The sequence below is a fragment of the Dyella caseinilytica genome (genome assembly GCF_016865235.1).
In the GTDB taxonomy this organism is placed as follows: Bacteria; Pseudomonadota; Gammaproteobacteria; order Xanthomonadales; family Rhodanobacteraceae; genus Dyella_B; species Dyella_B caseinilytica.
On the sequence record NZ_CP064030.1, the window covers coordinates 3,157,696 to 3,179,076 of the forward strand.

The 21,381-nt window shown below is 58.5% G+C and carries 17 protein-coding genes; 8 read left to right on the forward strand and 9 right to left on the reverse strand.

Going from position 1 to position 21,381, the window contains the following annotated elements:
- Positions 1-113 precede the first annotated feature (113 nt).
- Complete coding sequence (locus ISN74_RS13720; RefSeq protein ID WP_203546617.1) at positions 114-1,259, forward strand: YXWGXW repeat-containing protein; 1,146 nt, start codon at positions 114-116, stop codon at positions 1,257-1,259.
- Positions 1,260-1,391: 132 nt separating this feature from the next.
- On the opposite strand, the gene ISN74_RS13725 is transcribed toward ISN74_RS13720, so the two are convergent.
- The gene (locus ISN74_RS13725) at positions 1,392-2,600 is read right to left on the reverse strand and encodes an FAD-dependent oxidoreductase (protein WP_188799769.1); all 1,209 of its coding nucleotides are present in this window, start codon (positions 2,598-2,600) and stop codon (positions 1,392-1,394) included.
- Between the two features lie 102 nt (positions 2,601-2,702).
- On the opposite strand from ISN74_RS13725, the gene ISN74_RS13730 reads away from it, so the two are divergent.
- Positions 2,703-3,326, forward strand: coding sequence for a PadR family transcriptional regulator (locus tag ISN74_RS13730; RefSeq protein WP_203546618.1), 624 nt, complete (start codon positions 2,703-2,705; stop codon positions 3,324-3,326).
- Positions 3,327-3,578: 252 nt separating this feature from the next.
- Positions 3,579-4,046, forward strand: coding sequence for a carboxypeptidase-like regulatory domain-containing protein (locus ISN74_RS13735; RefSeq protein ID WP_239004482.1), 468 nt, complete (start codon positions 3,579-3,581; stop codon positions 4,044-4,046).
- A gap of 16 nt (positions 4,047-4,062) precedes the next feature.
- Here ISN74_RS13735 and ISN74_RS13740 read toward each other — a convergent pair whose 3' ends face one another.
- From ISN74_RS13740 to ISN74_RS13755, 4 genes are all read right to left on the reverse strand, one after another.
- Positions 4,063-4,257 (reverse strand): hypothetical protein, encoded by a 195-nt coding sequence (locus ISN74_RS13740; protein WP_188799770.1) that lies wholly within the window; start codon positions 4,255-4,257, stop codon positions 4,063-4,065.
- Positions 4,247-5,437, reverse strand: coding sequence for a PepSY-associated TM helix domain-containing protein (locus ISN74_RS13745; RefSeq protein WP_188799771.1), 1,191 nt, complete (start codon positions 5,435-5,437; stop codon positions 4,247-4,249). The genes ISN74_RS13740 and ISN74_RS13745 overlap by 11 nt, the downstream gene beginning before the upstream one ends.
- A gap of 5 nt (positions 5,438-5,442) precedes the next feature.
- Positions 5,443-7,605 (reverse strand): TonB-dependent siderophore receptor, encoded by a 2,163-nt coding sequence (locus ISN74_RS13750; RefSeq protein WP_188799772.1) that lies wholly within the window; start codon positions 7,603-7,605, stop codon positions 5,443-5,445.
- Positions 7,606-7,888: 283 nt separating this feature from the next.
- Entirely contained in the window at positions 7,889-8,863 is a 975-nt protein-coding gene (locus ISN74_RS13755) for a GlxA family transcriptional regulator (RefSeq protein WP_188799773.1), read from the reverse strand.
- A 122-nt stretch (positions 8,864-8,985) separates the two neighbouring features.
- Here ISN74_RS13755 and ISN74_RS13760 point away from each other — a divergent pair, with 122 nt between their 5' ends.
- Positions 8,986-9,627 (forward strand): HD domain-containing protein, encoded by a 642-nt coding sequence (locus tag ISN74_RS13760; RefSeq protein WP_188799774.1) that lies wholly within the window; start codon positions 8,986-8,988, stop codon positions 9,625-9,627.
- 87 nt (positions 9,628-9,714) lie between these two features.
- Here the strand turns inward: ISN74_RS13760 and ISN74_RS13765 are convergent, their stop codons facing one another.
- The 3 genes from ISN74_RS13765 to ISN74_RS13775 all read right to left on the reverse strand — a co-directional run bounded on the left by ISN74_RS13765 (position 9,715) and on the right by ISN74_RS13775 (position 15,350).
- On the reverse strand, positions 9,715-12,156 hold the full coding sequence (locus ISN74_RS13765; protein WP_188799775.1) for a TonB-dependent receptor: 2,442 nt from the start codon (positions 12,154-12,156) through the stop codon (positions 9,715-9,717).
- A 288-nt stretch (positions 12,157-12,444) separates the two neighbouring features.
- Complete coding sequence (locus ISN74_RS13770; protein WP_188799776.1) at positions 12,445-13,515, reverse strand: alginate lyase family protein; 1,071 nt, start codon at positions 13,513-13,515, stop codon at positions 12,445-12,447.
- 32 nt (positions 13,516-13,547) lie between these two features.
- Complete coding sequence (locus ISN74_RS13775) at positions 13,548-15,350, reverse strand: hypothetical protein (protein ID WP_188799777.1); 1,803 nt, start codon at positions 15,348-15,350, stop codon at positions 13,548-13,550.
- A 124-nt stretch (positions 15,351-15,474) separates the two neighbouring features.
- Between ISN74_RS13775 and ISN74_RS13780 the strand changes: the two genes are divergently transcribed.
- From ISN74_RS13780 to ISN74_RS13790, 3 genes are all read left to right on the forward strand, one after another.
- Positions 15,475-16,410: a peptidylprolyl isomerase gene (locus ISN74_RS13780; protein WP_188799778.1), complete on the forward strand. Its 936-nt coding sequence runs from the start codon at positions 15,475-15,477 to the stop codon at positions 16,408-16,410.
- A 138-nt stretch (positions 16,411-16,548) separates the two neighbouring features.
- Positions 16,549-18,663, forward strand: a complete 2,115-nt coding sequence (locus ISN74_RS13785; protein WP_188799779.1) for an AsmA family protein — start codon at positions 16,549-16,551, stop codon at positions 18,661-18,663.
- A gap of 61 nt (positions 18,664-18,724) precedes the next feature.
- Entirely contained in the window at positions 18,725-19,651 is a 927-nt protein-coding gene (locus ISN74_RS13790; RefSeq protein ID WP_188799780.1) for a DMT family transporter, read from the forward strand.
- 77 nt (positions 19,652-19,728) lie between these two features.
- Here the strand turns inward: ISN74_RS13790 and ISN74_RS13795 are convergent, their stop codons facing one another.
- Positions 19,729-20,622 carry a LysR family transcriptional regulator gene (locus ISN74_RS13795; protein WP_188799781.1) on the reverse strand — a complete coding sequence of 298 codons (894 nt, stop codon included), beginning with the start codon at positions 20,620-20,622 and terminating at the stop codon, positions 19,729-19,731.
- Positions 20,623-20,735: 113 nt separating this feature from the next.
- Here ISN74_RS13795 and ISN74_RS13800 point away from each other — a divergent pair, with 113 nt between their 5' ends.
- Entirely contained in the window at positions 20,736-21,380 is a 645-nt protein-coding gene (locus ISN74_RS13800; RefSeq protein WP_188799782.1) for an NAD(P)-dependent oxidoreductase, read from the forward strand.
- Position 21,381 lies beyond the last annotated feature (1 nt).

Here is a 21,381-nt window from a genome sequence, read left to right on the forward strand (position 1 = left end):
AGAACCGCCATGATCCAAACGTCATTTTCAAAAAAATAAATCGCCTTGCTCAGCTTCCCGTTGAATTCACTGCGCTAGCGTGTGTACGTACGATCCTGTCAACGAGGAACGTCATGAAAAAGCATGCTTTTACACGCAAGGCTCTGATACACGGCTGCGCTCTTGCACTGAGTACGGCTACTGCGTTCTCAGGCGTCGCATTCACGCTTGCATCCGCATCGGTTCACGCCGCTGCAATCGGCATCGGCATCTCGATCACCGTCGCTCCGCCACCGCTTCCAGTGTACGAACAACCGCCGATACCAGCACCAGGTTATCTATGGGCACCGGGTTATTGGGCGTGGGGCGATGGCGGCTATTACTGGGTGCCGGGCACTTGGGTGATGGCGCCGTTTGTCGGCGCGCTGTGGACGCCGGGCTATTGGGGCTGGAGTGACGGCGTCTATGTTTTCCATGAAGGCTATTGGGGAACCCGCGTTGGCTTTTACGGCGGCATCAATTACGGCTACGGCTATACCGGCGATGGTTATGCCGGTGGTCGCTGGGGCCCGGGCGGCTTCTACTACAACCAGTCGGTCAACCAGTTCGGCGGCGTGCACGTCACCAATGTGTACAACCAGACCGTGGTCAACAACGTCACTGTCAATCACGTCAGTTATAACGGCGGCAACGGTGGCGTGACCGCGCAGCCGACATCTGAGCAGGCAGCATTTGCGCGCGAGCAGCACACGCCGCCTGTCGCTGCTCAGCAGCAACACGTAGCGATGGCCGCTCAGAATCAGGCATTGCGTGCTTCGGTCAATCACGGTAATCCAACGATTGCCGCAACCTCACGTCCGGCCGCCTTTTCGGGAGCCGGTGTCGTAGCGGCACGTGGTCCTGGCGGACCTATGCCAGCGGCGGCGGAACAGCCACATCCGGCGAACAATGCGCAACCGAACAACGCTGCACCACGCTCCGCAGGCTTTGCACCACATCCGAATCCGACACCCGCCAACCGTCCGGCCAATGAGCCCGCGCCAGCAGGCGGTGTGAACGATCAGCCGGCACACGAAGCGCCGCAACCACAACCACGCCCCGAGCCTGCGCCGGTGCCGCACGCACCGCCGCCCGCCGAACAACCGTTCCATGGCGCTGCACCGATGCCCCATCCTGGCGCGCAACCTCCTCGTGCAGCGCCACCGCATGCAGCACCACCCCACCCGGCTGAAAAGCCTAAGCCGCCAAAACGGGACGAACATCCTCCTGGCGGTGGATAAGCCCAAGTGAATCTCGCCCGATAGCATCGCAGCATTGGGACCGAGGCCGCTTCCGATAGAAGGGAGCGGCTCTCGGTATGCGCAAGCTATTCCTAGCTGATCAGACGCCCTGACAGCAGGACAATCATGGATTCACCGAGTGGGTGAATCGACCGGCGCATCCCAATCGATACGATACGTGTGCTGGGCGCCAAACGCCTTGGCCGGATTGAAAAAGACCTTCAAAATAAGCGGCATCAGCATGTGTGTGAATGCTTTGGCCAATCGCCCAGAAGCCTTTTTGCTGTTGGTCTTTGCAGCATTCGCAGCCACTTTTTCGACGCGTACGCGACGCAACTGCTCATAACAGGTGAATGCCTTCACAGGTGAGGGCAGATCGCGTAGGCAACGCGCCAATTGCACGGCACTCTCGATCGCCAGCGAAGCGCCCTGCCCCGAACTGGATGAAGGTGCATGGACGGCATCGCCCACCAGCACCATGCGCTGGCTATGCCAGCGCGGCACCGGCGGCATCATCATGCTCGCGCCTGTCATCAGAAGCTCAGCAGGATCGGCATGACGCAAGAAATTCTGTGCGGGTTGATCATCGTGATAAAGCTTACGCAATCGTTCCAGCCATTCCGCTGCAGGCACTTTGTGCACGTCTGCCAAAGTCAGCGGCACGTCGTGTGGAAGACTGCCGAACCAACAAATGCCTTTGTCGGGATCAGCCCAATAGCCGAGGAATGCGTGCTTGCCGAAGACAAAGGTCATCGCGTCGATTGGCACCTGCCCGGGATCCACCGAGGTGCCACCGCCAAAGCCCAAGAAACCTGCATATTGCGGTGTAGACGCGGAGGGATCAATCAATTCACGCACCGTCGAACGAATGCCATCTGCGCCGATCAGGATGTCGCCGAAGGCTTGGCTGCCATCTGCAAATTGCGCTGATACGCCATCGGCCGTTTCGCTCGCTTGTATCAGTCGCTTTCCATACACGACGGGAATACCCGCTTCTTCGACCGTCTCGCGCAGCACGCGGTATAAATCGGAGCGCCAGATCACGCGGCTTGCCGGCAGACCTTCGAGTCCATCGAAGATCGATAGCGCCTTCCCGCGACTGTTGGCGATCACCATGCGATGAATCGGCTGGCTCACCGCTCGCAATTGGGTATCCACGCCAATGATCCTCAACGCCTCAAGACCATTGGGCGCGAGCATCAAGCCGGCACCCACGCCATCTGCTGCTGCGGGATATGACTCGTAGATAGCGGAGCGAATCCCGGCCTTGTGCAACGCCAGGGCGACTGCCGGACCGGCAATCCCCCCACCGATGATCAATGCATGTTTCGCGGCACCCATGTTTCAACCTCCGGCAAAGCCATATCGTCATAATATGACTATATATAGACATAAAATGACTAAATCCGCAAGATGGCGCCCATATCGTGCTCAGGAGTGCCCATGAAGACCCGCCCCCGACAACGTTCACCGCTGGCGATGGTGATTCTTTCCTTTGTGCTGGAAGCGCCTTCTCATGCCTATCGCATGCATGAATTAATCAAGCAGCGCGGCAAGGACAACGTGGTCAACGTTGCGCAGCGAAACAGCGTCTATCAGACGATTGCGCAGCTGCTAGCTGCCGAGCTGATTCGGGTACGCGAGACGCAGCAGGACGAAGGACGGCCGGAACGAGTGGTCTACGAGATCACCCCGCTGGGCAAGAAAACCTTCTACGCCTGGCTCGAAGGCATGCTGAGCGAGCCTCGACGCGAGTTCAATGAGTTTCCTGCCGCGCTGGCAACGATCATGGCGCTCCCCCCGGAGGTAGTGCTTGTTCAGCTGCAGAAACGCATGCAGACCCTCAAGCAACAGGTCGCCGATTCATCTGCTTTCAGCAAGGAATGGCTAGGCAAAGGCTTGCCACGGTTTTGCATGCTGGACGACGAATATAAGCAACTGTTGGCGAAGGCCGAAATCAAATGGCTGAGCGGATTGATTGCAGAGCTCGAATCCGGCGAGATGAGCTGGAGCGAAAAGTCGTTGCGCCAATTGGCAGCGCAGTTCGAGGTGGGCAAGCCTGGCTGAAAGCTGGCATCCAAAACCTCGATCTATCCATGGCTGCTCACATGGGCGCGGCCAAGGCATTTGACGCCGATGCCATTCATGGCAAATGATTGGGATTGGGGATCGATCCAACTTTTCGACATGATCCGGTGGGGACCGGGTCCATCACGACTGGGAACAGCTAGCCCAGCGTACAGGGACAGCAGCATCGCAAGCAGCCTATGCAAGGAAGCAAAACAGGCATTGCGTGTCAGTACGCATGGGCGTGAGCGCATGGTCAGCAACGTGATTGTTTATATGGCCAGCACAAAACGTCCGAATGGTCACCGTGAAACAGGAGTTTCCATGAACAGCATCGAACGTTCCAAAACCAGTCACCGCCAACGCCTGTGGCCGCTTTCGATGGGGAGCGCGGTTATCGTCGTGGCATTGAGCATCGCCAGTTCCTTATCGCCGACGGCTGCTCACGCACAATCGACAACGGCCACCATCTTCGGCCAAGCCCCTGCCGGGGAAACGGTGACGGCACTTAGCTCATCGGGCCTGCACCGCCACGAAACCGTCGGCGAAAAAGGTCATTACAGGATTGGCTCACTGCCCGCTGGCGACTACACCGTGACACTGGAAAAAGACGGAAAAACTGTCGATTCCCGAGCAAACATTGCGCTGATCGTAGGTCGCGGCGCTGAAGTCGACTTCGCCTGTCCAAACGACCAGTGCGCCACATCCCAAAATCGCTAAGTCCACGCGATTGGTGTCATACCCGACGTCGTCGCAGCGTCAACCAGCCTGCGACGATGATCGGCATGGCGAGGGAAAACCAGGCCATCCCTTTCCACATCAATCGATCGCCCAGCAAAGCCGATAGCAGGCCAAATGAGATCACGACAGCCAGCGCGGCAGGTATCGCCCAGATACGCCAGACATAGTGCGACGGCTTATCAAGGCTCATGCACGGGCTCCACCCATGGTTGCCGCTGATGTGCCGCGACGATACGCGCAAGACGCTCGGACTGATGCTTGCGCCGCGCAAGCCAAAGATACAGACCGCTGCCCAATATCACGATGGTGATCACGTCCAGCAGTGCCCAGAGGATTTTCAGCGGCATGCCACCGTAATCGCCGAAGTGCAGCGGCCGCGAGACTTCCAGCAAACGCAGATACCACGGCATCCTGATGACTGCGCTTAGCTGACCGGTACTTGCATCGACCAGTACCGGTGTGAGCAGACGCGACGTGAGTGACGTGTCGCCCTTGGACCAGAACAGGTAATGGTACGGACTACCAAAAGGATTGCCTGGATAAGCAATGCTGATGATGTTCATGCCCGGCACGGCATGCCGCGCGGTCTCTAACGCTGCCTGCACCGAAGGCAGGTCGCCTTGTTCCGGCATGGATCGCCCGTGGTACGAAGCCAGCAGTGCTTTCACATCGGTGCGCTGCCACAACCCGAATAAAGGTGTGGACAGCTCATTCATGACGCCGGTTGCGCCGACCACGAATGTCCATGCCATCACCACAATGCCCAGCATATTGTGCAGATCCAGCCACTTCACTCTGGCACTACGTTCATGGCGGACCGTTCCGAAGGGCAGCTTTTTCATGAAGGGACCGTAGAGCACCACACCGGAAACGATGGCGATTACGAACAGAAGCGCCATCAAGCCAAGGAATAGCTCCCCAGGCAAGTCGAGAAACAGATCCTTGTGCAAGGCGAGCATGATGTCGATAAAGTCGTTGGGCTGTTCCGATTCCGGCAAGGATGTCTCCAGCACCTGCGCTGTGCGCGCATCGAAGCGAATGAAATGTATGGCGTCCGGATCGGCGCGCATGACTTCGAATGACGGAACCATCCATACCATCACCTGCGGTTCGTCATCGTCGATAAACACCGACGCGACGCTCTGGCCGGGATACATGGCGCGGGCCGCCGCGACCATGCGGTCGATGTTCGCAGTGGGCGTATCGGCGGGCAAAGCAACGTAATGATGCGGTTCCAGCCAATGATTGATCTCCTCGCGGAATACCAACGGCAAACCAGTAAGGCAGATCAGCAGCAGGAAAGCCGTGCAGATCAGGCTGGTCCACTTGTGGATGAGATACCAGCGCTTGAGCTTGTGAGCGGCGATCATCGGGCTCACCAATCGTAGGTGGCGCTGGCGTAGATCGTGCGGCGCACACCGAAATTACACTGGGTGTCACTGGTGCAACCCGACACGTAGTACTTATCCAGCAAATTGGCGATATTCAATTGCAGCTTCAGGCCATGCAAGGCCGGATCCATGGCACCGACGTCGTAACGCACGGCCGCATCCAGCAAGGTAAAAGCCGGCACCTTGAACGAATTGACGTTATCGCCGTAGGTTGATCCCACATAACGCACGCCAGCGGAGAAACCCAGGCCATGCAGCAACGAGCTGTGCAGCGTGTAGTCGGCCCAAAGCGACGCAGACTGACGTGGAACGCCATACTGATACTTGCCTTGTACCGCAGCAGTCACACCATTCACACCAACACCGGTGAGATCCGATCGCACATAGCTGGAATCGGTAAAGGTGTAACTGGCGATCAGGTTCAAATTGTCGGTAAGGCTGGTGCGATCGGATAACTCCACGCCACGCGAACGAATCTCGCCTACCTGCACAATAAAGCCGGGGTTTAGCGGATCCGTTTCCGGCACGTTCTGTTCGGTCAGGTTGTACGCAGCGAGCGTCAACAAGCTGTTGCTGTTCACCGGCTGATATTTGAGACCCACTTCGTATTGCTGGCCGGTCGTCGGCACCGCAGCCGTACCGTTGGCGGTGATATCGCCAAATTGCGGCTGGAATGAGGTGGAATAGCTCGCATACGGCGCCAAGCCGTTGTCGAACAGATACACCACGCCGGTACGCCAGGTGAGTTTGTCATCGGGCTCGTTAGGCAGATTCAGCGATGCACTATTGCCGGTCTGCTTTTCGTCGACCCAGTCCTGACGCACGCCCAGCAGGAAACGCCAACGGCCCAGATTGATTTGGTCCTGCAGGTATATGCCCGTTTGCTTGGCCCAGTTCTTTTCCGTGGACAGCTCACTCGGATCCGGCCCCTGAATCGGCACGCCGTACACCGGATTGAAGACATTGATCGGCGGCAGATTCATGTTGGCGCCCCATGCCCAGTCTTCGATCACATGGGAATACTGCACACCCATCAGCACCGTATTCTGCAAGGGCCCCAGGTCAAACTGCGCCTTGAGGCGGTTGTCTATGAGGAAGGAACGAGAACGCTCATCCCGGACCCAGGCGTAGCGATCAAGCGTTTCGTCATCTGGCTCCAGGCCCAGCGGCCAGATCATGTTGTCCTGGTTGCGGTTATCGGTGTAACGCAGGTTCTGTTGGAACTCCCAGATGTCGTTGAAGCGATGCTGAAACTGGTAACCGACCATGCTGATGCGCTGTTCGGTCCGGTTGAAGTTGGGATCGCCCGGACTGAAGCTGGAGGAAATCTTCCCCTTGGGATTCCAAAGCACGGTGCCAGACGCAGGCACCGAGGAATAATCCCCAATCGCGGGGTTATAGGTGTAGTTGGTAAGCAGCGTCAGGCTGGTGTTTTCATTCGGACGCCAGGTCACCGCCGGCGCAATAGCCAGGCGTTTGCGTTTGATCCACGACGTCTGCGTATCCTGCGTGGCGCCGACACCCGTCAGCCGATAAAGAAGCTGTCCACTTTGATCGAGCGGCCCGCTGAAATCGAACCCGGCCTGGTAACGATCATAGTTGCCGATGCCGAAGGTGACTTCGTGCAAGGGCGTCGCCGTCGGCATCTTGCTGGTGATGTTGACGATGCCGCCAGGACTACCCTGCCCATAAAGCACCGATGCGGGGCCACTGAGAACCTCGACGCTTTGATAGAAATAAGGATCGAGCAGATCGTTGCTGGTGGCATCGTCCTGCAGGCCGTCCTGGTAGACCGCAGCGGTGAAACCGCGCAATTGCAGGCTGCTGCCACTCCAGAAGTTCGATGACGTGCCCTGCGTTTCAGGTACGACACCGGGTGAGTAACGCAACGCCTCATTGAGACTCTGCGGTTGCTGGTCGTCCATCTGCTGACGCGTCACCACCGAGATTGATTGCGGGGTTTCGATGATGGGGGTGTCGGTCTTGGTGGCAGCACCGTCGTTATCAGCAACATAACCGGTCGTACCTTGCGCGGTGACCGTGACACCGGAAAGTGTCTTGGCGTGCGTACCGTTCTTGGCGGTATCGGTGGTGTCATCACCTTGGGGCGCGGTGCTGTCGTAAGCGACACCTTGCTGCGCTGCCATGGCTGCAACAAGTGCAGCCGTAATCACACGTACGCGAGAGAGGTTGCGATGGGAGCACGACATTCGTGCAGCACGCGCACGAACGAAAGACGCAAAACGGCCGGACGGCAAAGCGTTGTTCACAAGAGTAAGCCCCGTAGCGAGTCAGCACAGTCGCCCGCCGGATCGAAGCGATGCGATCCGATGTAGACGACGCAATCAGGCTGCTGGCGTCAGGCTGGCCACCCATTAATGAGAATAATTATTATTAACAAATTCGAAATTTACAAGCGCTTGCGCCCGATCAGTCGCTATCGAACGCACTCGATACATAACGCTTGCGATATTCGGCCGGGGTCACGCCTACGTGTTTGGCGAAGGCGCGTCGAAATGTGTCGACATTGCCAAATCCGCATTTGCCCGCCACCAGCTTGGGGGCGCCATGCCCTGATTCCAGCATGGTGCGTGCGGCGCTGATACGTGCTGCCTCCACCCACGCACCGGGTGTCGTACCGACTTCGGCATGAAACAAGCGCGCGAAGTGACGCGAACTCAGCCCCGCATGCTCGGCCAAGCTGCCGACGTTGTGATCAAGCTCCGGATGAGCCACCACCCAGCGCTGCACCTCCTGCAACACCGAACGTCCTGCGGGATGTGTCTCGCCCTTGCGGCTGAATTGCATTTGCCCACCAGGGCGCTTGAAGAACATCACCAACTGCCCGGCCACACGCATGGCAATTTCGCGACCAAGATCTTCCTCCACCAACGACAAGGCAAGATCAAGTCCCGCAGTGACGCCTGCGGCGGTCCTTAGTTTGCCGTCACGCACATAGAGCGCTTCGTCGTCCACGGTGGTGCCTGGATAGGCCTGTCTAAGCGCATCGGCTGCCGCCCAGTGCGTTGTGACGCACTTCCCTTTCAGCAGGCCGGTAGCAGCCAGCACAAAAGCACCTGTGCAGACCGAACCATAACGTCTGGCACGCGTTGCCGTGTTGCGCAGCCAGCTCAGGTTTGCGTTGGAAATGGGCAGTTCTGCTGCGTTAGGTGCGCCTGCAACGAGCAAGGTATCGACGCGCTCATCCGATTCGCCGGCGATGCGATCGGGCAACACACGCACGCCAGAAGAGCTCGCGATGGGCCCTCGTTGGCAGCCGATCACCTGCAAAGCGTAGACGGTCTTGCCCGCTTCGATATTGGCTTGCGCAAACACATCCAGCGGCCCTGACACGTCCAGCAGCTGCACGCCCGGCAAAGCCAGAATGGCGATGGTCTTGGCCATATCCGTTCATGTCCTCGGTGTCCGCTTAACGCGGATAATGGCAGTATATAACGCACTACGCCATTTGATGCCATGCCCTCCCCGTCCAACAATAACCACGACCCCGGACATTGGAGACACCCATGGCACTGAATATCGATGGGATTACCATCCCTGACAGCCAGATCGCTCGCGAAATCACCGATCTGGTGCGCGATACCGAATCACCGCTCCTATTCCATCATTCCAGCCGCGTCTATTATTTCGGCGCCCTGGCCGGCAAGCATCGTGGACTGCGCTTCGATCCGGAGCTGCTTTATGCCGGAGCCATGTTTCACGACATGGGCCTGACGCCGGAGTACAGCAGCGCAAATGAACGCTTCGAGGTGGATGGCGCCAATGCGGCGCGCGACTTTCTGCGTCGCCATGGCATCCATCAGAGCGACATCGACACGGTTTGGACGGCCATTGCGCTGCACACCACGCCTGGCGTTCCCGAGCACATGCATCCGGTGGTTGCGCTGGTGACGGCCGGGGTGGAAATGGATGTGCTGGGTCTTACCTACAAACAGTACAGCACACAGGAGCGCGAGGCCGTCGTACATGCCCACCCACGCGGGGAGCATTTCAAGGAAGGCATTATCCAGTCGTTCTACGACGGCATCCGGCATAAACCGGATACGACGTTCGGCAATGTGAAAGGCGATGTGATTGCCGATAAGCAGGCCGGCTTCAAACCCGGTAATTTCTGCAGCGTTATCCGCGGATCAGCGTGGCCGAACTGATTCAACTATCGAGACTTGCTGCATTTGCTGCACGAAAAAAACCGGCGCCCCTTCCAAAGCGCCGGCGCAGCAAAACGAAACTCGGGATCAGAAGATGGAAGCTCCGAAGGTGATCATGTAGGTGCGCGGCGCCAGCAAGCCGTAATAAGCCGTGCCGTAGTACAGGCCCGCATATTGCTTCGATCCCGCCTGGGCAAGCAGCGGCGCGGAGCTGACGTAGGTGTAGGCGTGCTTGTCAGTGAGATTGCTGACGTTGAGCTTCAGGTACGTTTTCTTCAGCCAGCCAAAATCACCGAAGTTATAGCCCGCGTTGAAGCTGAAGGTGGTGAAGCCGCCGACGCTGTCGGTGTTCATGTAGTCGCTGTACAGCGAGCCGGTGACACGGGCGCGCAGCGTGGCCCAGAAGTTCTGGTCCTTGTAGCTGATGCTGAGGTTACCCATGTTCTTGGGCGTATCGGGCATCATCTTGCCATCGGTGGGATAGATGCCATTGCCGCCTGCATCAATAGGACCCACGATCTTGGACTGCGTATAGGTGTAGGACGCATACGCCGTCCAGTTCGGTGCGAACTTATAGCTCGCTTCGCTGTTGAAGCCGCGCATGTGCATGCGTTGGACGGCGTTGTAATACGTCTGGCCATTGGCTTCGTCGTACGCGCTTTCCTGCTTGTTGTTGTAGTTGCTGTTATAGAGATCAGCGCTGGCCGAAATGGTGTCGCCAAAATAGCGATAGCCCAGGTCCGTATTCCAGGACGTTTCCGGTGCCTTCATATCCTGCCCGGCCAGTGCATTGAGCAAAGCCACGGTGTTGCTGGGCACGCGGAAGGTCTTGCCGGTGCCGATGAAGAACTGATTCTTTTCATCCAGCTGGAACTTGATGCCGGCGGCGGGCAGGAACTTGTGCCAGTTGTTATCGATGACGGTAGAGGTCTGCTGCTTGGTGATCGAGCCGGAGGTAGAGCCCGGATAATCAAACACGAAGCCGGAACGATTCGCCCACAGGTAGCTCAAGCCGGCCGTGAAGGTCCACTGATCGTTGGGCGTCCAGTTGTCGGTGACGAAGCCTTTCTTGATCTCGGTATTGGTGTATTCCCGGTAATACTGCATGGGATTACCGCTGGGATACAGCACGAAATCGGAACCCGCCCAGTAGTCAGCCGGTGTGCCGGTCTGGCCGTCGACCTTCAGATAGGAGCTGGATTGGGTCTTGCGCGAACGCTCGTACCACACGCCGTATTCCAGGCTGTTGTCGAGACCGAAATCCTGGTTGAAGGTGAAGACCACGCCTGGCCGGTAAGTGGTCGCGGCGGAATAGGAATACACCACGCCCTGCGCGTTGTTGACGACCTTGCCGTCGCCGGTGATGTCCTGATTGGTATAGCCGTAGCGATTCTGGGTAGAAGTGCTTTCCGTCACCGTGCCCGCACCGCCGCCACCGCCATCGCCGTACCAGTAGTACGGAATCACTGACAGGTGCAGGTTGTCGCTGAGCGTGAACTCACCATCCAGACTGAACATGTAGCTTCTGAACGGATTGGTGCGCAAGCCGTAGTAGTAAGTGTTGTTGCTGATCGCGTTCTTCAGCGCGTTACCGGTCAGGCCGCTGGTGGGAATCCAGGTGGTGTTGTAGTCGGTGTAGTAACCGTTCTGCTGCACCTGCTGGCGCGACACCGTTTCGTAGCTGTAGTTGTGCAGGCGGCTGTATTGCAGCGAGGCGCTGATGGAGTTGTTGTCATTGATGGTCCACAACGACTTGCCGTCGACTTTGGTGACTTTCATGTCGCCGCTGCCGCGCCATTTGTCCGCGCTGTTGTTGGAGAACGACACCCAGGAACGCACCGGACCGGTATCACCGGTGTTGAGGCGCACGAAGCTGCGGCGATAATCGCGGCTGCCAAAAGTCTGCGTCACATCCACGCCGGCGGTATGCGACGGGTTGATCGTCGCCCAGCCGATATGGCCGCCACTCGCGCCGGAGTCAGGCATATCCACATCGGGAATGCCCTGCAGCACCGTGATGTCACCCATGTTTTCCGAATCGCCGTATTCCGTGGCGTATACCGAATAGCTGCCGGTGTCGGTGATCGGCGCGCCGTTTACGGTCATGCCGATATCTGACGAATCGTAACCACGCATGCTGTAGTGGCCGTTGGCCAGGCCGGTAGGATCGTCAGTGGCAGCGTTGACACCGGGAATGGTATCGATCATCTGAGTGAAGTTGCTGCCCGGCGCAGCCTGCTCGATCGCTTCGCGCGTAATGGTGGATACGGCTTTCGGCGCGCTCTGCACCGACATCAGACCACCACCCAGCGAGAGCGATTGCGCAGTCACCTGTACGGAGCTGAGGCTTTGCACACGGCGCGTGTCGTTGGCCGTGGTGGTGTTGGACGTGCTCGACGCATCAACGCGCTGGTTCGTCTGCTCGGCGGGCTTCGCATCGCCTGTGGGTTGGGAGGTCTGGGCCAGCACCGCACCTGAAGCCATGCAACAGGCCAGCGTGATCGCCAGGGAAAGATGGGTTTGTTTCATCAGTTTGTAGCCCCTGCAATTCGTAAATAAATCGTTATTTGCTCGCTTATCTGGCCTTCCACAGATTCGAGAGCCAAGCCGACCCCAAATCGCTGTTTTACAAGCGATTTTGTGTAATGCAGCTTGGGTTTCACGCCGCCGTTGGCGTAAGGCTCACGTAAGATATACGCAAAATATTACATTTTTCGTACGAATTTGCGATAGATCACAAACTTTTCATCCGCGCAAAAAAAGCGCCCATGACGGGCGCCCTGACGAACCGATCTGATCGGCCGATCGCGGCCAGGATTACCCAGGTGGCAGCCCACCCAGATAGAGCATGCTGCGTGTGGGCAACTGGTCCAGCAGCGCCTTCAAGGTTGGATCCGGAAAGCGTCGCTCGAACGGAATCGCCCATGCCAGGTCATCGGCGTTGAGCTTGACCGGCTCCTGCGCAATCCCTGCTCGCTCGGCGAAGAACGATGGATGCTTGATGCCGGCCACTGCCGTGCGTACCAGGCGGGCCAGCGCAGCGTCATGTTCGCCATACAGATCGACACCGTTTGCGTCAGCCAACTCAGCCATCGTCACCAACGGCGCGGCGGCAAACAAGTGGTAATGCAAGGCTCGCGCGCGGCGGGCCATTTCCAGCGGGAGCGTGCCATCCGATGTGATCTGCGTGATGCCGATACGGGAACTGTCCACGCCCCAATCAAACAAATCTTTGCGGCCCGCGCCGATACCAGCAGCCATCACGGCCACCCCCGCCCAATAGCGGTGATTGTTTTTCGCGTCCGTATCTTTTGCCTTGGCTCCGCGGCGGTCGTAGTACTGCCTATTCAACACCGCGACATCCGCCAGCCAGCGACCCACGCGCTCACGTTGGGCGGCAGGTATCGACGACGCATCTCTCGTTTTCAACCAAGCGATGGCGAAAGATCCGAGCATCCAGCCCTGCACATAGGTGGATTGGTTGGAGCTCATGGTGCCGGTGAGTGCACCCGTGCCGGCAAAACTGTCCAGCCACGTCGCCACACACGCCGCCAACGACACATCACCGGTTGCACGATAGCGATCGGCCATGCGATCGACTGATTGCGCGGCATCGTGCCAAACCTTCACCGACTGCTCATACGCATGCAGCCTCGCCGGATCGACAATGGAATGCGCCGCATCACTGTAGTAATCCGACGTGGCAATGCCTTGCGGCAGCGAAGCGGGCTGGGCGCAGGTGTCAGCGGGCGACGAAGCATGCACCGCAACTGCGCCATCCCATGGACTGCGAAGCGCATGTGCAGCATGCAAAGATGGGTTGCCCATCGACATCGCCACGACAGCGGCAATACACAACAAGCGCAAGCGCCAGGACACCCTACCCATTGCAAACTCCCAAGCGGAATCTTTCCGTTCGCTCAGGGTAACGTAGGGACTGCACGACTTAGATGAACACGGCCAAACGCGGCGATATCCGAAGCCTGTCTTACACGCGGATTGGCGATGTCGTCAATCGAAAGCATCCATGTCGCGTCAGCGTAGTGATGGGTCTCAGCAAGCTTAAGGTAAGGCGAGAGATAACCGGCCGCATCGCCACCACGCCAGTCGTAGACCATGTGCATATCTGTCACATAGGGAACCCAATGACCGTAATAGAAAGACGAAGGCGACGGCCCCATGGCAATCAAATCGTCTTTTACATGAGTGCGCATCCACTGCCCCATGACGACCAGATCGGGCATGACCTGACGGTCATTCGCAAACTCCCATGATCGCTTGATCATGCGGACATCCTGGAAGCAGGCCACCGCCAGCAAGATCGCCAGCACTGCGCCGCCGGCCTGATGCCAGCTCTTCCGTTCGGGTCTATCCGAGGCCCTTTTTGCCAGAACGACAGCCGCGCATGCCACGACAACACCGACCAGCGAGGTAACAAAATACTCGCTGATCTTGAAACCACCATACGAATACCCGCGCGCCATCATCAGCAGTTGTGCGAGTCCGAACGCAACCAACACACTCACAAGCAGCGCGCGTGTACGCGAGCCATCTGGCCGCGGTCCAAGATCGCGCCACACAATCCACAGAAAGGCGAGCGCCGCGACGGCAAGCGGCACGCCTGCATACATGTTCCCGACCTGATCCGACGCATTCGCGTGGCTGATGCCGAGCGTGGTCACATAATCGACGAACGTCGCTTTGGCTGCCCAGGGCAGCAACAGGCATGCGACCAACACTTCCAGCAACAACATGCCGGTTTCACGCAAAAACGATCGTATGCCGGACCCGGAAAATCCCTCACCAACCACCGAGAGGAATCGAATCAAGCCGACAAAAACCATCAGCTCTGAATAACCCGACATCAAGCAGCCCAGAAAGACCAGCGCGGCTATAAAGCTTGCACGCGTACGTTCAACAAGCCCCAAACCGACATAAGCCGTACCCGCAGCCAGTGTCATGCCATTGGCAAAATTGGAGTTGATTGCCACGAAGAGCAACGTGGGACAACCCAGTGCAAGCGCTGCAAGCGGCGCGAATGCCAACGACGAACTTTTTCCTGGACTCATCGGCACGAATACCAGGACCGACAGACCTCCCAACAAGATGCCCGCCGTCTGCAAGCCGTTGTAGAAATACATGGGATCGGCACCCCACAGGCCGCTCAACCAGGCAAGAAAACCTTCGCCACCGGGGCGTGGCTGGATCGCTCCATCGCCGAAATAGCTGCGGGCAATGGTGAATATGGGATGGTCGGGACTGAAGTCAGGGGCACCGTAGAAAGCATGCCCGAGCATGTAGCGTGCGTTATTTACGAAAGTAAATGAATCCGCGTTGCGAGAGCCCTCGAACTGAATCACGCCCTTGAACAAAAGGGGCGCATTGAGCGCCACTGCCAATACAGCCATGACCAGGCCCAGCAGCGCAAGATCGCTACCATGCTTCTGTATAAGACTTTTCGCCTTATGCCGAACATCGCGAATCAACCAGCAAGCGACCAGCAACACGGCATAGCCTGCGCCCATGTAAAAGGTTGCCTGACCGATGGGAAACCAGACTTGCACTGCCCGGCAGACAATCAATAGCACCGACAGACCGATGGCCGCCGCCATGCCAAAGGCGCGAAGACCTTCGCGATACCCCAGCCATACCGCAATGGGCCAGCCGATGGACAACGGCAATAGCAGGCCGGCCAGCCATGCGTACAAGAACTCCCCGACCATCCACGCCCTCAGCGACAGTGTCTTCGCAGGCATTCTAAGGGATACGAAGTCATGACACGCTCACTGCCATGCTCGCATCGGCTCTGATACCTTGCATACTTGTCCTGTTGACGAGGGGAAGTCCATGCATCTGCGCCACCTTTCGGCCGCGCTGGCCATAACAATCAGCCTGCTGACGCTACCTGCCGCCGCTGATACAGCGAAGCCGACACCCACCGCCAAGGACCTTATCGCAAAGTCCAAGCCGGAGGAGTGGCGCACGCCTGATCCCGCCAATCTGCTCTACATGCAATTGCCACAAGGGCGTGTGGTGATCGAACTGGCGCCCGACTTCACGCCGCTGCATGCGGAAAATATCCGCACACTGGTGCGCGAGCATTACTTTGACGGGCTAGCGATCATTCGCGTGCAGGACAACTTCGTCACGCAGTGGGGCGATCCCAACGACGATGACAATGGTGACAAAAGCAAAATCAAATCACTCGGCAGCGCTAAAGCGAAGCTTCCGCCCGAATACACGCGCACCATCGATCCCAAGCTGCCGTGGACACCATTGCCCGACGGCGATGTCTATGCGCCACAAGTAGGCTTCAGCGAAGGCTTTCCTGCCGCACGCGATCCAGCTACCGGACGCGAGTGGTTGACGCATTGTTACGGCATGGTCGGCGTGGCGCGCGATATCCCGCCCGATAGCGGTAACGGTAACTCGCTTTATGCGGTGATCGGTCAGGCGCCGCGCGGGCTCGATCGCAATCTGGCCATTGCCGGTCGCGTGATCGAGGGCATGCCCTATCTGTCCGGGTTGCCGCGCGGCACCGCAGCACTGGGTTTCTACACGCAATCATCGCAACGCGTGCCGATCACCTCGGTGCGCCTGGCTGCCGACCTACCGCCCGCTGAACGTGAAAACATCCAGGTACTGCGCACCGACAGCCCGACCTTTGCCGCCATCATCGAAGCCAAGCGCAACCGCCGCGATGCGTTCTACACGCTGCCTGCAGGCAAGATTGATCTGTGCAATATCGATATCCCGGTGCGTACACTGGATATCAAGCATTAATCCATGATGAGCAAAGATGTGAGTGTCGGATGAATAGCTTATGAGTAAATAAATCCCGAATACACGAATATTTCGCCCGTTATGTAGTTAGGTGGAGTCGGCCGTTTGACAGCCGGCTGAAGCGAAAGGCAAGGAGCAATGAAGCGCAGCTATAAAATACTTGCCTGGATTGCGGGCATTTTGCTGATACTGGTGATAGCGCTGGTGTTGCTGGTTGCGCTATTCGACTGGAATCGGCTCAAGCCCACGATTAATGATCAGGTAAGTACGGCTATTGGCCGTCCCTTTGCGATTCAGGGCGACCTGACAGCTGCGTGGCAACGTGAGCCTTCCGAGCCAGGATGGCGCAGCTGGATTCCCTGGCCAACATTTACCGCACGTGATGTGCGCATTGACAATCCGCCGTGGACTAAACAGCCTCAGTTTGCACAACTCGATGCCTTGCTGATCCGCGTGTCACCACTGCCGTTGCTGCTTCACCACGTGTATGTACCATCGGTGCAGTTGGTCGATCCGCAGATCGATCTTGAACGCGACGCTCAGGGCCAAGCCAACTGGTTGTTCACCCTGCCGCAGAGTTCGTCGCCATCGCACTGGCGCGTCGACATGGGAGCCATCGGTTTCGATAAGGGGCAGATCACGCTGGACGACGCCAAGACCCGGCTCGATCTGCACGTCACCATCACTCCGCTGCAACAAGCGATCCCGTACGACCAGATCGTGACGCAGGCCACCAGCGATGCGCGCGCCGACGTCGGGCACGATATCGGCAAGACCGTCGACGCCAACAAGACCAAGCCGGATGCATCGGTCAATGCCAGCCGCACCAGCTATCAATTCGCGTGGACGGTGAACGGCCATTATCAAGGCACGTTGGTCAACGGCACCGGCAAGACCGGTGCGGTACTGGCGCTGCAGCAAACTGATCAACCCTTCCCAGTGCAGGCGCGCATGCATATCGGCGACAGCAAGATCGCCCTGGTCGGCACACTTACCGATCCTGTCCATGTAGGCGCATTGGATCTGCGCGTATGGTTCGCCGGCACCAGTATGGACAAGCTGTATCCCATCATCGGCATTGCCTTGCCCGAAACGCCGCCTTATGCCACCGAAGGCCATCTTTCTGCCGAACTGCATGTGCATGGCAGCCGTTTCAGCTATCGCGATTTCCGCGGTCGCGTCGGCGGCAGTGACTTGGGCGGCAACACGGAAGTCGTCACTGGCGGCAACCGCCTCAAACTCACCGCTGACCTGCATTCACAGCAACTGCGCTTTGTGGATCTTGCGCCTTTGATCGGCGCTGACAGTCAGGCCCAAAAGCAGCAGCGCGGCGACGCGACCAAGCAACCTGCCGACAAAGTATTGCCTGTCGAACCCTTCCGCACTGATCGCCTGCGCTCGCTGGACGCGGATGTAACGTTCGAGGCCGCCCACATTGAACATCCCAGCGCTGTGCCGATCAGTGCATTGCGCACCCACGCGATACTGGACAACGGTCTTCTGCAACTCGACCCGCTACACATTGACGCAGCGGGCGGCACGATAGATAGCCGCATCCGGGTCGATAGCCGCACACAACTCATGTACACCGCAGCGGATCTGCACGCACGCCATCTTCAGCTCAAGCAACTGTTCCCCGACTTCCAGCCGATGAGCACCAGCTTCGGTGAAATCAATGGCGACGCCACCTTCAATACCCACGGCAATTCTGTCGCCGCGATGCTCGGCGACGCCAACGGCGAAGTGAAGTCGCTGATGAATGACGGCGCGATCAGCAAGACCTTGCTCGAAACGGCCGGCCTCAATGTCGCCAACATAGTGATCGGCAAGCTGTTCGGCGACAAGACCGTGCAGATCAATTGTGCTGCCGCCGATCTGGTTGGTACGAATGGACTATTCACCAGCAAACTGTTTGTGTTCGATACCAGTGATGCCATCATCAATGTCGACGGCACCATCAACTTCGCCAGCGAACAGCTGAATCTGAATGTCACACCCCATACGAAGGGCATCCGCATCTTCTCGCTACGCTCGCCGCTGTATGTGAAAGGCACATTCAAGAATCCCGATGTGGGTGTGCATGCCGCTCCCTTGCTGCTGCGTGGCGGCGGTGCCATCGCGTTAGGCGTACTCGCACCACCGGCAGCGTTGCTGGCGTTGATTGCCCCCAGCCATAGCGATCATGCCAACACCTGCCAGCAAGTATTGACGGATCTTCGCAGCGGCAAGCTGCCGGTGGCTGGCAAAAAGTAACCCGCGGGACGACGGGCTTTGTCGCTAGAATGACCGCCCGCTCCCACTGCTTCCAGTACCCATGCAGTCCGTCGACAAAGCCCGCCTGCAGATCCACTTTTGCGTGCTGCTCTGGGGCTTTACCGCCATCCTCGGCAAGCTGATCACCCTGCCTGCCCTGTCGCTGGTGTGGTGGCGCATGCTGCTGGTGACCGGTGCCTTGTTGCTGATGCCTCGCGTATGGCGCGGCTTGCGCGCCATGACCATGCGCTTGCGCCTGGCTTATGCGGGCATTGGTGTGCTGGTGTCCTTGCACTGGCTTACCTTCTACGCGGCGATCAAGCTGGCCAACGCTTCTGTGGGCGCCACCTGCATCGCGCTCGGGCCTGCATTTCTCACGGTCATCGAACCGTGGCTCACGCGCCGACGCTTTGACGTACGCGAAGTGTTGGTGGCGTTGGCCGTCGTGCCGGGCGTGGTCATGGTCGCCGGCGGCGTGCCGGGACATATGCGCCTTGGTATTGCCGTAGGCGTACTGTCGGCCTTGTTTGTGGCTTTGTTCGGCGCCCTCAACAAACGCCTGGTCGAACATGGAGATCCACTCACCGTGACCTGCATCGAGCTCGGCACAGGTACCCTCTTCCTCACCGCACTTGCTCCGCTGTTGCCCCACACGGGCCCCACTTACCCGTTGCCCGGTGCGCATGACACGCTGCTGCTACTGCTGCTGGCCTTTGGCTGCACACTGCTGCCGTTTACGTTGGTTCTGGTCGCCTTGCGCCACGTCAGTGCTTTTGCGACACAGATGATTACCAACCTGGAACCCGTCTACGCCATCGTGCTCGCCGTGCTGTTGCTGGGCGAGCAACGCCAGCTCGATAACTGGTTCTACCTCGGCGTGGCCGTGATACTTACTGCGGTATTTGCGCACCCGTTGCTGCACCGGAAAGATCAGACACCGATCCAACCGGAATTGCTGGGGACGGCCGAGAGCCACAATCTGGACTGAAGCGTTACCCTGCCAGCAGAAATGTTCTTATCCATGCTGCGCAGGCGGCATGATGCCCAGAAGACTGGCCGGGTAGATCAGAGTGCGCCTATGTGATCGCGCAGAAAATCGATGAATACCCGCACTTTCGCAGGCGGCTGCGGATCGGGATAAACCGCGTAAATGCCACCCTCGGGCAGGCGATACTGCGCCAGCAATACCTGCAAACGGCCCGTTTGGATGTCGTCCCGCACGAGGTAATCGGGCAACACGGATACGCCCGCGCCGGCAAGCACCAGCGCACGAATGGCTGCCGCATTATTGGCTTGCATTACCTGTCGCATACGCACCACACGGCGCTGGCTGCCGCGCGTGAACGTCCAGCGCAAGGGTGTAGGCAATGGCGACATGGCAATCCATCCATGCGTAACGAGATCCTCCGGCCGACGCGGCGCACCGTGCTCGGCAAGATAGGCGGGAGCAGCCATCACCAGTTGGCGGCAACTTCCCAGACGCATGGCGCGCAGACTGGAATCGCGCAGCCAGCCAATGCGGATGGCCAGATCGAAGCGCTCGGCGATCAGGTCGTTGATCTGGTCATCGATCACCAGATCCACTTGTAAAGATGGATGCAGACGCTGAAACGCAGCCAGTGCCGGAGCGATCACTGCCGTGCCGTAATCCGTCGAAGTAGTCAGGCGTAGCGTGCCGGTAGGCTTACTGCGCTGATGCCCGATGCGCTCGATCGCCGTTTGCGCCTGTTCCAGCAATTGCACGCAATCGGCATGAAACGCCACACCTGCTTCGGTCATCGCCATACGCCGGGTGCTGCGCACGAGCAAGGTGACGCCAAGCTCACGTTCCAACTGCAGCAGGTGCTGGCTGACCATGGCCTTGGTCATACCCAGCTGGGCCGCTGCAGCAGTGAATGAGCCGGCGCGCACTAACGCCACGAATACGGCCAGTCGATTGAGATTTACGTCGCGTTTCATTCCTGGATGATTGTCAACTTTTTATTGACAGTCAATTCCGTATGAGTACGTTTATCGAACCAATAAATGCGCGCATGCTTTGCGCCATCGCCCTTCCCTCACGGAGATTTTCCATGAAACTGGTTCTGTTCGGCGCCACCGGCCATATCGGCCACGCCATCCTCGAAGAAGCGCTTGCCCGCGGTTACGACGTCACCGCCGTGGTGCGCGACGCCAGCCGCCTGAAGCAACAGCACGACAGGCTGCACGTGGTGGTCGGCACGGTAGAGCAGCCGACAACCTGGCTGGCTCATGCCAAACATGCCAACGCAGTGATCGCCAGCATTTCCGCACGCCGCGACGGCAACAGCGACACGCTGCCGGACGCCGCGCGTACGCTGCTCGATACGCTGAACGAGGGCACCCAGCCCAAGCGCCTGCTGTGGGTTGGCGGAGCGGGCAGCCTGGAAGTCGCACCGGGCGTGCTCGTGATCGACGACCCGCATTTCCCGGAGGCTTGGAAGGCAGAAGCGCAGTCCATGGTGCGTGCCCTGGAGGTGTTTCGTGCCAGCAAGGCCGACGTCGATTGGACCTTCGTCAGCCCTCCCGCGTTGATCGAAGATGGCTCACGCACTGGCAAGTACCGTGTGGGTGGCGATCAGCTGCTGGTCGATGCCAACGGTGTCAGCCACATCAGCGTGCCCGACTATGCGGCGGCGCTGCTTGACCAGCTCGACAAGAAAGAAGCATTCAAACGGCGCATCACCGTGGCGTACTGAG

Bases quoted from the DNA above. Each gene is read 5' to 3' on its own strand.
- ISN74_RS13720 (WP_203546617.1), top strand. From the start codon at position 114: ATGAAAAAGCATGCTTTTACACGCAAGGCTCTGATACACGGCTGCGCT.
- ISN74_RS13725 (WP_188799769.1), bottom strand. From the start codon at position 2,600: ATGGGTGCCGCGAAACATGCATTGATCATCGGTGGGGGGATTGCCGGT.
- ISN74_RS13730 (WP_203546618.1), top strand. From the start codon at position 2,703: ATGAAGACCCGCCCCCGACAACGTTCACCGCTGGCGATGGTGATTCTT.
- ISN74_RS13735 (WP_239004482.1), top strand. From the start codon at position 3,579: ATGGTCAGCAACGTGATTGTTTATATGGCCAGCACAAAACGTCCGAAT.
- ISN74_RS13740 (WP_188799770.1), bottom strand. From the start codon at position 4,257: ATGAGCCTTGATAAGCCGTCGCACTATGTCTGGCGTATCTGGGCGATA.
- ISN74_RS13745 (WP_188799771.1), bottom strand. From the start codon at position 5,437: ATGATCGCCGCTCACAAGCTCAAGCGCTGGTATCTCATCCACAAGTGG.
- ISN74_RS13750 (WP_188799772.1), bottom strand. From the start codon at position 7,605: ATGGCAGCGCAGCAAGGTGTCGCTTACGACAGCACCGCGCCCCAAGGT.
- ISN74_RS13755 (WP_188799773.1), bottom strand. From the start codon at position 8,863: ATGGCCAAGACCATCGCCATTCTGGCTTTGCCGGGCGTGCAGCTGCTG.
- ISN74_RS13760 (WP_188799774.1), top strand. From the start codon at position 8,986: ATGGCACTGAATATCGATGGGATTACCATCCCTGACAGCCAGATCGCT.
- ISN74_RS13765 (WP_188799775.1), bottom strand. From the start codon at position 12,156: ATGAAACAAACCCATCTTTCCCTGGCGATCACGCTGGCCTGTTGCATG.
- ISN74_RS13770 (WP_188799776.1), bottom strand. From the start codon at position 13,515: ATGGGTAGGGTGTCCTGGCGCTTGCGCTTGTTGTGTATTGCCGCTGTC.
- ISN74_RS13775 (WP_188799777.1), bottom strand. From the start codon at position 15,350: ATGGTCGGGGAGTTCTTGTACGCATGGCTGGCCGGCCTGCTATTGCCG.
- ISN74_RS13780 (WP_188799778.1), top strand. From the start codon at position 15,475: ATGCATCTGCGCCACCTTTCGGCCGCGCTGGCCATAACAATCAGCCTG.
- ISN74_RS13785 (WP_188799779.1), top strand. From the start codon at position 16,549: ATGAAGCGCAGCTATAAAATACTTGCCTGGATTGCGGGCATTTTGCTG.
- ISN74_RS13790 (WP_188799780.1), top strand. From the start codon at position 18,725: ATGCAGTCCGTCGACAAAGCCCGCCTGCAGATCCACTTTTGCGTGCTG.
- ISN74_RS13795 (WP_188799781.1), bottom strand. From the start codon at position 20,622: ATGAAACGCGACGTAAATCTCAATCGACTGGCCGTATTCGTGGCGTTA.
- ISN74_RS13800 (WP_188799782.1), top strand. From the start codon at position 20,736: ATGAAACTGGTTCTGTTCGGCGCCACCGGCCATATCGGCCACGCCATC.